A 12792-nucleotide genomic window follows, 5' to 3' on the forward strand; every position below is an offset into this window, starting at 1 on the left:
CAGTCAGGGCAACGTGACGTTGCATCCAAGCCGCCTTTGGAAAACGAAGAGTTAAATCAAGTAATTTGCAACGGCGGGTCAAAGATAGCGAAACGTCAAATAAATAATAAAAACAAAACCAAGCCCTGACAAATTTCAATAATTAAGGAGAAATGAAAAATGAAAAACACTAACGAAATCAGAAACAACTACAACGACAACTTCGAGGCAAAAACAAACAACAGCGGAATCTCTCAGGAAGGCGCAAGATGGGCAAGACAGAGAAAGGTAGCTCTTATTCAGAAAGACAGAAAGAAGAAGGCAATCAGACAGAGAATCATCGCGGTATTCGCGACTTCCGTACTGGCGGCAGGAATCGCAGGCTTCTGCATTTTCGGAATCCCGGCAATCAACAAATCCGCTTCCGCTCCGGCGGCACAGAGCACAACGGTATCGCAGACAGATACTAACATCAAAAAGACTTCTCAGACAAAGACAGCAAAGACCTCAAATAACAACAAGACAACCGACAATTCAAGCTACGCCGCGCCGGTTAACAACAACAATAACAGCAACAGCAACAACACATACACAGCGGACACAAACACAAGCACAAATACCAACACTAACACCAATTCAAACAATAGCACTAACAACACAAGTGAAGAAGCAAACTATGTTAAGCCTTACAGCGGCACAGGCGCAGACAACACCGGCAACGGCTCGATCGGCGACACAAAGACAAATCCCAACGACAACCCCAAGGGAAACAAGGTTGAAGCTTCCAACGCCGATCAGTCATACAACACCGTACAGCCCTACAACGACGGACAGTCAAATAGCAGCGCTAATACAGTTAACACCGCAAATACAGTTAACAACACATCAAACTCAGACAGCGCCGACGTAAACTATGTTCAGCCCTTCGTAGGATAAACAGCGTCTCGCTTTGATATAGATTAAAAATATTCAATCCCCTTTGCAAAGATTTGTTTCTTTGCGAAGGGGTTGTTTTATTGTGCATATTTGACAAAAACGGCAATGATAATTTGGATTGCGTTAAAGTGTAATAAATGATAAAATAATAATGTCCTTTAGCGTTAATTAAAAATGCCGTAAATTTGCGGCGTATTTTTGAGGAGGAAAGAAATTGAAGAAATTAAAAAGAACACTAAGTATACTGCTTGCGTTTATAATTGTAACATCGGTATTCACTGCGGTACCGTTTACCGTAAGCGCGGCGGAAAATTCCGAAACATCAAAAGTCGGCGAACAAAGCGGTACAACCGGCGACTGCACTTGGACGCTTGACGACGAAGGTACGCTGACTATCAGCGGTAACGGCAAAATGGATTCTTACGATTACAACAATCCTGTACCGTGGGGTGATAGCATAAAAAGTGTAGTTATAGAAAACGGCGTTACAAGCATCGGAAGTTGGGCGTTCACCTACAGTGAGGGGCTTACAAGCGTGACAATCCCCGACAGCGTGACAAACATCGGAGAGTTTGCGTTTAGCGATACAGCATGGTTTAACAACCAGCCCGATGGTTTGGTATACGCAGGTAAGGTTGCTTATAAATACAAAGGAAAAATGCCTGACAACACAAGCATTTTTCTTAAAGAAGGAACAAATGGAATTACCGGCCATGCGTTTTCATACTGTAGCGCTTTGGCAAGCATAACCATTCCCGACAGCGTGACAAGTATAGGCGAAAGTGCGTTTTCAGGTTGCACAGGCTTGACAAATATATCACTTCCAAATAGTGTAACAAGTATAGGTGATTATGTATTTTACGGTTGCACCGGCTTAACAAGTGTTACCATTCCCGGCAACGTGACAAGCATCAGCAATCAAGCGTTTAGAAACTGCACCGGCTTAACAAGCTTTATAATTCCGGATGGCATTACGAGTATCGGCAGTTCTGCATTTGATGGTTGTACCGGTTTGAAAAGCATATCGATTCCTGATAGTGTTACAAATATCGGATGGGGCGCGTTTGAAGAATGTACAGGCTTGACAAAAGTCAATATTTCAGATATTGCAGCTTGGTGCAATATTAGTTATGACAATAATTATGCTAATCCTTTATCTTATGCACACAATCTGTATTTAAACAATGAACTTGTTACTGATTTGAAGATTCCTGACAATGTGGTAGATATCGGCAATTATGCTTTTTCGGAATGTACCAGCATAACAAACATAGAAATCTCCGACAATGTGGAATTTATAAGCGATTATGCGTTTATAGGATGTACCGGTTTAACAAGCGTAACCATTCCGGACAGTGTAGTGTTTATTGGAATTCGCGCGTTTGGATATTATTATGATGATAATTCCGAATTACAGAAAATTGACGGTTTTACCATTTACGGATATTCCGGAAGCGAAGCGGAAAGATACGCCTTGTCTAAAGGTTTTAATTTTGATGATTCAAAATTTAGCTGCACTTGGACGCTTGATGAAAACGGCACACTCACAATCAGCGGCAATTGCGAAATGGATAATTATTCAAACAAATTGTATAACGGTTCTTGGATAACAACCGCTCCGTGGGGAGCGGATATCAAAAGCGTTATTATACAAGACGGTGTAACAAGCATCGGCACATCTGCGTTTGATGGCTGCACCGGTTTGACAAACGTTTACATACCCGACAGCGTAACGAGTATCGGCGCTTTTGCTTTTGATAATTGTACCGGTTTGACAAACGTTAACATCCCCGACAGCGTGACGAGTATCGGCTATTATGCTTTTTCAAATTGCAAAAACTTAACAAGTGTTACCATTCCCGACAGCGTTACAAGTATAGGCGATTCTGCATTTTCTCAATGCACCGGCTTGACAAGCATAACAATTCCCGAGAGTGTTACGAGTATTGGCAATGACGCTTTTTACGGCTATGCCGCAGGTTTTACTATATATGGAGTTAAGGGAAGCGAGGCGGAAAAATACGCAAATAAAAATAATATTCCGTTTGTTGTGATAAGCGGGAATAATAATCAAACATACACCGATGAAGAAACAAATATTTCCGTTACTTCCGATGAAGGCTTGACTCTTAAGGTTATCGAAAAAGCTGAAACCGAAGCCGGAGATATAGTTCTCGGTCAGGGCGAAGCTATTAACAGTGTGTATGATATTTCGCTGCTTAAAGACGGCGCTGAGGTTCAGCCGGACGGTAATGTAACCGTAAAAATCCCCTGCGATATTGAAGGCGCGAAGGTTTACAGGGTTGAAAACGATAATACCCTTACCGATATGAACGCCGTATATGAAAACGGATATCTGGTATTCACAACCGACCACTTCAGCGTATATGTTGTTTCTGTACCTAAAACTTATACAACCGGCGACGTCAACGGTGACAATGTTGTTGATATCCTCGACGCGATTATTATTCAGAAGTTCACTGTTGATAAAGTCACTCTGACTGATGTACAAAAAGACGTTGCCGACGTAAACGCTGATGGCGTGGTTGATATTCTTGACGCGACGGATATCCAAAAGTTCACGGTAGACAAAATTACGGAATTTAAGAAAAAAGCATAATTGCTTGCTTAAAGCCTCCCCCGCAAGCGGTGGAGGCTTTAAATTTGCTATCGTAAACGGTCGGGATAACGCATTTTTTATTTAACCGGTTTTTATTCTCGAATTGGATGAAACGTCACGTTTCCGCGACCAAAAATAATGACAGCCGCGAGGGCTGTCATTACTAATAAACAAATGTAACTATTCAGAACGATAAAAATTTGTATACCTGCACAAAAGAAATTTTGAAGTATCGAATAGCGGGCTTACGAATGAAAAAAGTATAAATTTGTCATACGCTATGCTCTCCAGAGACTCTAAAAACGTTTCTTAAAAATCGGGTTCGTCAAAATTCACAACTGCAAAAATGCGATAGTATAGCCAAATTTCGTTAATTCTGGTATAATATCAGTAACGAAAGGCGGTGGAGCAAATGCCGGTTACACAAGAGTTTATCGAGTCTTTGATGAAGCAAAATCAAATGCTGTTAGAGCAAATTGAAAAGCTTAATCAAACCATAGCCGAACTAAACGCGACAATCAAAGAATTGCGTGAGCAGCTTAACAAGAACTCTGGCAACAGCTCCAAACCGCCATCATCTGACGGTTTCAAGAAAGTCAACAAGAGTCTTCGCGAGAAAAGCGGTAAGAAACGCGGCGGACAGAAAGGACATCAAGGAACCCATCTTGCTGTTCTTGCCGAGCCTGACAAAATCCATCGGCATATGCACGCCGATTGTTCCGCATGTCCTTACAGGGATAAGTGCGCTTCAAAGGCTTGCGTTAAGGAGACGCGGAACGTCATTGACGCAGTAGTTGAGGTAAATATCACCGCTCACGAAAAACTCTGTGTCGAAGTGTGCCCTCTTTGCGGCGAATCCAAAACAGGAGCATTTCCCAAAGATGTAAAAGCAAATGTACAATACGGCAAGAATCTGCAAGCGCTTGTTGTTGCCTTTAATACGGTAGGTGCGGTCAGCGTCAACAAAACCATAACCTTCAAAAATCTCTCAAAACGGGCAGTCGCTCACAAACCTCGACAAATGCTCAACACCGCGCAAACAATCCGGTCGGGTACACACTCGTCTTTCGCCTACAAATCGCACACAGGGTGATACACGGCGAAACAGGGCGCTCACCGTGCTGTTCACATAGAAAGTCCGAAGTGTTGTTCTTCGTCATCAAGGTCATCATCTTCATCATAATCAACATCATCATTCAGATATTCAGAATAGGCAGAGTCGAAATCAAAATCGTATTCTGTTTGAGAATTCAGTTCCTCTGTATCATGTTCGCTCTCCTGATTGCCAAGCGAAATCAAGTAGTCGAGCATAGTCAGGATACCCTCCACGGCTTGGCTGTCGTAGACTTCTTCCCCATTGCCTGTAGTGTCCGAGCCTTCTTTCTGACCGTGAGCCAGCTTTTTCTCGCGGATCTTAGAGTGCTCCTTTCCGTCAGGCAAGGGCATCATCTTGTTGAGCTCGTCCAACCTTCGATCGGCGCTGTTAACAATCTCTTTTGCCAACAGAGAGAATAAAAATCCGAGACGCGCGGTGTTGACTTTGATTTGCGCGTTGAAGTTCATTCCAAGCGCTGTCCTTATAAGCAGATTTTTCAACGACCGCAGCTCTGTGTTCTTCTCGATTGGAACGTCCGGTTTGTCCTTCGTATCATAATACAGGCTCAGCTTTTCACGGTTGATCTCGTTCCATTTGGAATAGATTTGGGATATGCTATTGTCTTTGGCAATCTCACGCAGAGCGAAATCCACCAACTTTTTCATCTTCCTTGGTAGATACCCATAGAGCTTCTTTCCCTTCTGCTGTTGTAATTCGTCCTTGATTTTTCGCAACAGAAAGAGATAATAGTCAGCATTTGGAATCGACTGTCGCATTTGGATTTGCTGTAACAGGTCTGCCAAATTATCTTTCAACTCATTACGATAGCCTGTTTCGATTGTTGCCAGCTTGTATTGCTCGTCACGAAAGATGTCCTGACCAAAGGCGCGGCGCAGCTCCTTGATACCTTTTTCAGAAAGAAATCCCTCCTGTCCTTTTGAGAAAATCACCAGATGAATATGCGGATGGTGAGTTGTATTATGAAACGCGCCGTACCATTCCAAGTCCTCAACCTTGATACGATGGGCTTTGGCAATCTCATTCATGTTCCTTCGAACAAGATTTTTCCACGCGTCGGCATTGTTAAAATGCAACCGTTCCGCGTCCTCACGACGCAGACTTACCACCTCTGTCCAGATAACACCGTCATGATTCGCAACACGTTCCGCAACTGTATCGAGGTCAATCGGCATATCAAATTGCGTAAACAATCCGTGTGAGCTGAGTTTTTCGACGCCGGGACGGTTTGAAATGTAGTTGACCAAGCCCTTTAATTCATCCGAGCGGTCGGCATATCTTTCTGCAACAGCATTGAGAAATTCATTCGCATTATCTCTTGTCGGCATAGCATAATAGTCATCATATTCAAGAAACTTTTTGCTTTGAGGGAAGTGCTTCACCACAGAAAGAATAAGGTCGTGCTGTTTTTGAGTGGCAATCCTATATTTCTTGGCGTCAGGAAGTTTTTCGACACCTTCACGGATAGCCATATACCTGATGAGATCAGCCATATCCTTTGCGCTCTTTTGAAAGCGGCAGGAGACAATAATTTTAGCCATTTTCTTCTCCGTTGACGAAATCAATCGCCTTTTCCAAATCAAGCACGCCGTTATGTTCTGCGACAAGCTGCTCGGAAACATCATTCAGATAATTCAAAGCGTAGTCGTTCAGCTCGCAGTTACGCGCAGAAAGAATATTGCTTTTGCTCACCTCAACCGCCAACTTAAAAAGCATCTCGCTCAGGTTTTCTTCAAAGCGTGACAGAACCAGCTTGATATTTTGACTGATAATAGGCGACAAATAACTGACACTCCCCTTTTGAGCGTGGTAGCCAAGATAGTAATCTACCGCCTCTCGCACCAGAGAACTGCGCGAGTAGCCCTGCTCCTTTGACATGATTTCATCCAACTTTTCTAATTGATCTTTCGTAAAGCTGACAGTCACTTTCTTGTATTCTTCCATGTTTTCCTCCGTAATATTTCCTATTCACACAAACTCCGTAAATACTGAGGACTTCCTCAGAAACGCCGCGTGTATTCTCCTAAAACTGCATAACGGTCGGCTCTGCCGTCCGATGTCTTTCGCGGGCAGCCCTCAAAGGGACTGCTCGCTTTTACCTGCTTCCAATAATCACCGGCGTTTTTTGCGCTTCTTTTGCTTGATGTACGGGATACGGTTTCTATCCCACATTTGATGATAGTAATAAACATCCAAAGCATCTCTGATAGGCGCAATTCCAAACATAAGATTCCCATTCCAAGCCTTGCCATCCTTGGTTACCACAAAGGTTTTGTGCTTAGTTATCAAGCCTTTTTCTTCAAGCATATTCACATACTTGATCACGGTGTTTTTGCTTTTTCCAATCGCTCTGCCAATAGTTTTATAACTCGGATAGCAAGTGTAGGTTCGCCTGTCCTCGCACTTCATCAGAAAAGCATAAACGGCGATTTCCTCTGCCGTCAGCCCAAGGTCAAAAATAGCGTTTGGCAAAGGAAAGAAATTACGCACGGGGAGAGGGCCGTGGTATTGACCATTTGGCGTTTGACTGTATTTATACATTTTTGTTCCTCCGGTTTCTTCGTTTTAGGCAATGTAGATTTTGAACGCAAAGAGAAAGGGCGTGCAGAGCAGAGTCGGCACTCTCTGCTCTGCGTTCGCATTACAGATTAAAGTTGTCGGTCAATCCGGCGAGTCTTGAATTATCGCGCTTGACGTAGTAAATTTCTGTGATTTCCGAGGTGGTGTGTCCGAGCAGTTCTGCAACCTGTTTTACCGAGAGCGCTTTTACACTTCCGTCGGGTTGTTTAACACCGTTTATCAAACGTGTTGCAAATGTATGTCTAAATGTATGTAGACCTTTATGCTCCATACCGATCGCGTCGAGAATACGATAGAAGCGGTTTCGCATATTGCGCGGATTTGTGAAGTTGCCGTTCTCGTCAGGGATAAGCGGCGCGTCCTCTCCGAGATATACTTCCTCGCGCAAGCGGTTGATCATTTCTATCGCATTGTCGTTAAGTGGCACGTCTCGTTTGCTCGTTTTACTTTTCAGCTTGCCGACCTTTATCTCCAGCTTTGGTACATACTCCAAGCCATCACGGACGTGTACTTCCTTAACACCGCGTTGTAAGTGTATGACGCGGTTTTCGAGATCTATGTCACTGTTGATGATACCGCAAAGCTCCCCTGCCCTCAATCCTGTGTTGAGCATAAGGAAGTAAGCCGCCGCTTGCTGATATACAGGCTTGCCGTTAGCGAAACGTTTGAAGGCTTCCGCTTTGATCTGATCTAATTCTTCATCCGTGAATACGACCACCAAATCACACTGAGGCTTGCTCTCCTTGTCTTGTGCAGCAAGGTAGTTGTCTTTCTTCGTCATGTCAATCATCGCCATCGGATTGTTCGGGATAGCACCTTCCTGGTACATCTGCTTGAAGTACATCTTGAGAATTGAGTACGCCTTTTTGCTCGTCGTGAACGCATAGCCTGCGTTCATATGCTTTGTAAGCAATTTTTTGATATCTGCAGGCGTTACGTCGCCTACCGGCTTCTTCCCGATATAGGGATAGATTTGGTGCTCGGCAGTACATTCATATCGGTCATAGGTCGTGCGCTCGACTTCGGGGAACTTGTACACCCGCAGCCAATTCTTCATACTCTCCTTCAGCGGTTTCCGGGCTTCATCCGAGTTAGGTGTTTGTTCCTGAAAATTCTTAACATATTCGGTCATCTTTGCTTGAAGCGTTTTCTTTTTCTTGCTTGAAAAGCTCTTGCGCTGAGTAACACCGTACTCATCCTTGTAGCGCACCATCCCGATCCAGCGACCATCTGACTTCTGCCAAATATTTCCGTTGTCTAATAATTCTCGTTTCATAGTATCACTCCTCGTTTTTGGTAACCAAAACAGTACCACAAGTATCCTTCAATATCCAGTCAATAAGCCGTATTTTAAGAAAAACAGAACTTTACTTTTTCAATTTAGGTTGCCTATCTCTATTATAGCAAAAAGCACTGTACCATTATCAGTACAATGCCTTGAAAAGTAGAACCGTAATTGTAAAAGTAAATGCAAGTGTTTCGCTGCTATGGCAGCCGCAGTGCAGCTACTGAAAGAACGTAGTTAAACAAGTTCAACAGAGAACGTGGTCAGTCAGTGGTTAAGGCTTGTGAAACGCGTGTCGGCGCACGCTTTTTTCGTCTTAAATACGGACAACTAAAATGTGATCAACGTGCGCTTGACACGCGTTAGTTCCAAAAACGCAAGTATGCCGCACACCGACTGACTTCCCCCTCAAATAAATTGCATTTTTCTTCGCGTTATATTTTGCGGTTTTCTTGCAAAAATCGCTTGACAAAACCGCGTGTATGTGGTATCATACTTTTTGCGAGTGAGCGTGTCTCACCTCGCAGCAACCAAATATTTAGGGGTATAGCTCAGTTGGTAGAGCAGCGGTCTCCAAACGTGAACGCCGCAACAATTATCCGCATAAATACTGAACTTTCAAGGCTCGGAACGTCGGTTCCAAGCCTTTTTTTGTGTTTTCAGTTTTGAATGATTTTAAAGTCATTTATGCAAAACCGAGATCAGAACTTGCAAAATATTCAGGAACAGCATCAAAATACCAGCATTTTCCCAACAGCAGAAAAAGGGTGACTGATACTTTTTTGAGTTATGGAGATTAGTTGCTCAGGGTAATTCTGATTCATCAGAAATCAACTTCGCGGTAATTGATAAACGCTCCCTCATAAATTTCAAATCACACCAGCTATAATTCTAAATCCTACCCCAATAAATCATAAATGCTGTGCTAAACCATTTCAATTAAGCACAGCATTCTCTTGTTTAATGATTATTCTATTGAGATTTCCTACAGCACTTTCAGCATGAGATATTCAAGTCGTTTTTTTAGTTTTGAAAAATCGCTTTTCTTTGTTTTATGCGGCGCAAATTTTGAGCGAATCAATCTCTAAACCGGTTTGCTGTATCTTGCAATCTGTCTAGAAATTTGATATGATACTAGCATACCGAAGGAGCGTGGACAGGATGAGTGAGAGCAAGCACAACCGCAGGACGCAAAGAACCAAAAGGGCGATCTACACCGCGTTTGCCGGGCTGTTGTCCGAAAAGGAGCTGCACAAGATCACCGTGCAGGAGCTGGTGGACAGAGCGGATATCGGACGCGCGACGTTTTACACGCATTATCTTGATATATACGATCTCAATGATAAGATCGAGGGAGAGACCATGACCGAGATCGCGTATATCGCGCTGGAGCTCGGCGAACAGCCCGCGGAGGAATTTTTCAAGAGTCTGCTTGATTATATGTATGATAACCGCGCGGTGTTCAAGATGATTTTCAGTCCCAACAACACCGGACAGCTGCACGCCGACCTCACCCAAATGATCGAGGGCGTGTTCCGTCAGGTGGAGAGCGAGAAAACCGGCTCGAACCTCGACGACAAGCGCCTCGCCTATATGAGCCGCTACCGCGCGCAGGGCTGTCTGGCAGTGATCTCGATGTGGGTAGAGGGCGGCTTTGCCGAGCCGAAGGAGTTTATTGTCGAGACGATCACCGAGCTTGACAACGGTATAGAAGGTTTATTTTCATAAAGCAAAAAAGCAATCCCCGTGCCGTTTTGGCACGGGGATAATTTTGTATTTTACATTCCTTTATATTCGATCAACCAAATTCCGTACTCTCTGTTATATTTACCTTTATTATATAATTCTACATACTCTTGATACAATTCGTAGGGAGCGTTTGCGTGTTTGGGATTGGGAGATAATTTGACTTTCATATATTGTACAAAAAGGTATTTATCCATATAACTGCCGTATTTATTAAATTCCTTCATATTTCTGATATAATCCGCAAAGTATTTTTCGTCGTAATGGTAATGTCTGCTGCTTTCGTTCCATGTTTTCCAGTCGAAGAATTCCTTGTAATCTTCAAAGGTGAGATCTGCGAACTCAACGTGAGAGTTTTTCCATGCGGAGAGCTCATTTCTCATTTTTTCTTCCTGAGCCTTTTCTTCGTCCAACTTGTTTACCGCGTTTTTCTCATCCGTTGTGATCGGATCGCCGAGAGTGACGATCTTCTTTTCGTAAGAGCTGCAGTAATAATAGCTGGAACGGCAGTAAATGAAGTACATATAAATGTCTGCTCTGCGATAAGTATAAACCAAAATGTTCTCTTCCTCGCATTTAGGGTCACATATATTGATACCCTTTGCGTAAACACTGCAGTCATATAACAGACTTCCGCCATATTCGCCTAAATCCTCGGTTCCGACTCTGTGCTCTTCGGTTTGAAGGGCAGTATCGGTCAGGATATATCCCGGAACGATGTCTGTCTCGACATTCTTCAAATTAAAATCACAATAAAGCGCCTTGTTATTTTTGAGGAAGGTGTAAATAGAGGTGTTGGGATAATTTTCGCGCACATATGCCGCCAATGCCTTAATATCGTCTGTGGAAAGCGCGCTCTTGTTGATGTAGTCGTTTGTCTTGGAAGTTCTGTTTGGATAGAGCTCTGCATATTCAAAACGTCCGCAAACCTTGTCGATCGACTTGCTTCCCTTGAAGATGAATTTGCCGGTGTTGTGCTTCCGGAAGTTATCTGCGCCTGTGGCTGCCGCTGTGAGCATTTTTGCAGCGTCGTCAGCGTCCAAGATCTCTCTTGCCTTGTCAAAATTGTCGTATTCGGATTTGAATATGCCGTTTCCGAGCGCCTTGACGTCCGCTTCCGTGAAAAAGTAAACCGCGTCGGCTGCTTTCTGGCACTCGGCGATAAGAGAGACCGCGTACATATACTGCTTTGTCAGATCCTCTGCCGCGCCGAACGCCTTGTTGTAGGCTTCCCGCTCTATCATACATGAGGGAGCCTTGTCGTTGTAGAGCAGGTCGAACATACAATCCGATACATATTTGTTGCTGCCGTCCATATAATCTCTGATGATGGTGCAGTAACGCTTTACGTCTCTGAAATCCGCGCCCTTTTTCAGTGACGCCAGCTTCATCATCTTCTGCTGATTGTTGAGATCATCATCATTTTCGATCGAATAAATGTCCTTCGCAAAGTCCTCGAGCGCTGCGCTGAGATTGCGGTAGTTGGTCTTTAGCTCGCTCAGCTCGGTCTTGTTGCCGAGCCATGCGACATTGCGGTCGATATTGTTGTTGAGAGCCTTAAGAGTGTTGCTGATATCATCAAGCTTCTGATCCATTTTGTCGAGCTTGTTGTTTACCGCTGTGATAGGATCGTCGCCTTTGACGTTCGCATTGAACAGGGTTTTGAACGGCGATACCAAAATGCTCGCTCCGGGGAAAACCTGTCCGAGCGTATCAAACGCGGCGTTGGCAGCGTTTATGCCTGCCTGCTTGCCGTAGTCTTCGGCTTTGACTGTCGCAAAGCTCACGGGAGCGTTTGCGTCGTTCTGCTGCAAAATATATTCGGAAGAATTTATTTCTGCAGCAGAAGCGGAGCTGATTGCAATAACGCCTACTGAGAAAGCGGTGACGGTTGATAATAAACCTGCTATGATTCTTGTTTTGATGTTGTTTGTCTTTTTCATGGTGTTAGCTCCTTTTCTTTGGTTTTGTTTTGGGATTTTGTTTTCGTTTTCCCTTGACTGTGGCTTTATGATAACACCGATTTCAGGCAAATACAATCTTCAAAAAAGCCGCTGTTTGTCTACATTTGGACGCTTTTTAGGTCAAGTGTCTGCTTTTAGACAGATGACTGACTAATTGTCTCAAAAATAAAAAGGATCTCCATTCACACCGGAGATCCCTGATTGATAATACGCAGTATTATTTGATTTTCAGTACCTTGTACATTCCCGTAACGGTAAAGACGTTTTTGATGCTATCGTTTACGCCCGTTATTTCAACGCCGCCCTTCTTCATCAGCTCGCGCTGAGCATACACCAGCACGCGCAAGCCTGCCGAGGTGATATAGTCTGTATTGGAAAAGTCAAAAATCATTTTATCGCATTTGGGAAGATTTGATTTTACTGCTTCTTCCAACTCGGGAGCGGTCATCGTGTCGATTTTTCCTTCAACGGTCAGTGTGCAGGTGCTGCCCTTTTTTGATGATGTAGCTTTCATAGTTCATTCTCCGTTTTGTTTTTACTGCTTATAGTATAACACAGTGTTTTTGAT

General features: G+C 43.7%; 10 protein-coding genes. 4 read left to right on the forward strand and 6 right to left on the reverse strand.

Annotated features, from left to right (window positions below; all coding sequences use genetic code 11):
• The first annotated feature begins 159 nt into the window (after positions 1–159).
• From AB1I50_RS03515 to AB1I50_RS03525, 3 genes are all read left to right on the forward strand, one after another.
• Positions 160–915 (forward strand): hypothetical protein, encoded by a 756-nt coding sequence (locus tag AB1I50_RS03515; protein WP_407724847.1) that lies wholly within the window; start codon positions 160–162, stop codon positions 913–915.
• A 214-nt stretch (positions 916–1129) separates the two neighbouring features.
• Complete coding sequence (locus AB1I50_RS03520) at positions 1130–3535, forward strand: leucine-rich repeat protein (RefSeq protein ID WP_407724849.1); 2406 nt, start codon at positions 1130–1132, stop codon at positions 3533–3535.
• 412 nt (positions 3536–3947) lie between these two features.
• Positions 3948–4628, forward strand: coding sequence for a DUF6444 domain-containing protein (locus AB1I50_RS03525; protein WP_407724850.1), 681 nt, complete (start codon positions 3948–3950; stop codon positions 4626–4628).
• Positions 4629–4660: 32 nt separating this feature from the next.
• Here AB1I50_RS03525 and mobP3 read toward each other — a convergent pair whose 3' ends face one another.
• The 4 genes from mobP3 to AB1I50_RS03545 all read right to left on the reverse strand — a co-directional run bounded on the left by mobP3 (position 4661) and on the right by AB1I50_RS03545 (position 8505).
• Positions 4661–6214: a MobP3 family relaxase gene (gene mobP3 / locus AB1I50_RS03530; protein WP_407724851.1), complete on the reverse strand. Its 1554-nt coding sequence runs from the start codon at positions 6212–6214 to the stop codon at positions 4661–4663.
• A complete protein-coding gene (locus AB1I50_RS03535) occupies positions 6183–6593 on the reverse strand; it encodes a ribbon-helix-helix domain-containing protein (RefSeq protein ID WP_407724852.1) in 411 nt (136 codons plus the stop codon). Before AB1I50_RS03535 ends, mobP3 begins: the two co-directional genes overlap by 32 nt.
• 168 nt (positions 6594–6761) lie before the next feature.
• Positions 6762–7121 carry a helix-turn-helix domain-containing protein gene (locus AB1I50_RS03540; protein WP_407724854.1) on the reverse strand — a complete coding sequence of 120 codons (360 nt, stop codon included), beginning with the start codon at positions 7119–7121 and terminating at the stop codon, positions 6762–6764.
• Positions 7122–7290: 169 nt separating this feature from the next.
• Positions 7291–8505, reverse strand: a complete 1215-nt coding sequence (locus AB1I50_RS03545; protein WP_407724856.1) for a tyrosine-type recombinase/integrase — start codon at positions 8503–8505, stop codon at positions 7291–7293.
• Positions 8506–9675: 1170 nt separating this feature from the next.
• Here AB1I50_RS03545 and AB1I50_RS03550 point away from each other — a divergent pair.
• Positions 9676–10242 carry a TetR/AcrR family transcriptional regulator gene (locus AB1I50_RS03550; RefSeq protein WP_407724858.1) on the forward strand — a complete coding sequence of 189 codons (567 nt, stop codon included), beginning with the start codon at positions 9676–9678 and terminating at the stop codon, positions 10240–10242.
• Between the two features lie 50 nt (positions 10243–10292).
• Here AB1I50_RS03550 and AB1I50_RS03555 read toward each other — a convergent pair whose 3' ends face one another.
• Both AB1I50_RS03555 and AB1I50_RS03560 read right to left on the reverse strand, forming a co-directional pair.
• Positions 10293–12203, reverse strand: a complete 1911-nt coding sequence (locus tag AB1I50_RS03555; protein ID WP_407724859.1) for a hypothetical protein — start codon at positions 12201–12203, stop codon at positions 10293–10295.
• A 238-nt stretch (positions 12204–12441) separates the two neighbouring features.
• The gene (locus AB1I50_RS03560) at positions 12442–12738 is read right to left on the reverse strand and encodes an STAS domain-containing protein (protein WP_316610782.1); all 297 of its coding nucleotides are present in this window, start codon (positions 12736–12738) and stop codon (positions 12442–12444) included.
• Between the last annotated feature and the right edge of the window lie 54 nt (positions 12739–12792).

It is taken from the genome of Ruminococcus sp. NATIVEDY161 (assembly GCF_045819895.1).
Lineage (GTDB): Bacteria > Bacillota > Clostridia > Oscillospirales > Acutalibacteraceae > Ruminococcoides.

Coding starts and splice junctions, on each gene's coding strand:
- AB1I50_RS03515 (WP_407724847.1), top strand. CDS start 160: ATGAAAAACACTAACGAAATCAGAAACAACTACAACGACAACTTCGAG.
- AB1I50_RS03525 (WP_407724850.1), top strand. CDS start 3,948: ATGCCGGTTACACAAGAGTTTATCGAGTCTTTGATGAAGCAAAATCAA.
- AB1I50_RS03535 (WP_407724852.1), bottom strand. CDS start 6,593: ATGGAAGAATACAAGAAAGTGACTGTCAGCTTTACGAAAGATCAATTA.
- AB1I50_RS03545 (WP_407724856.1), bottom strand. CDS start 8,505: ATGAAACGAGAATTATTAGACAACGGAAATATTTGGCAGAAGTCAGAT.
- AB1I50_RS03550 (WP_407724858.1), top strand. CDS start 9,676: ATGAGTGAGAGCAAGCACAACCGCAGGACGCAAAGAACCAAAAGGGCG.
- AB1I50_RS03555 (WP_407724859.1), bottom strand. CDS start 12,203: ATGAAAAAGACAAACAACATCAAAACAAGAATCATAGCAGGTTTATTA.
- AB1I50_RS03560 (WP_316610782.1), bottom strand. CDS start 12,738: ATGAAAGCTACATCATCAAAAAAGGGCAGCACCTGCACACTGACCGTT.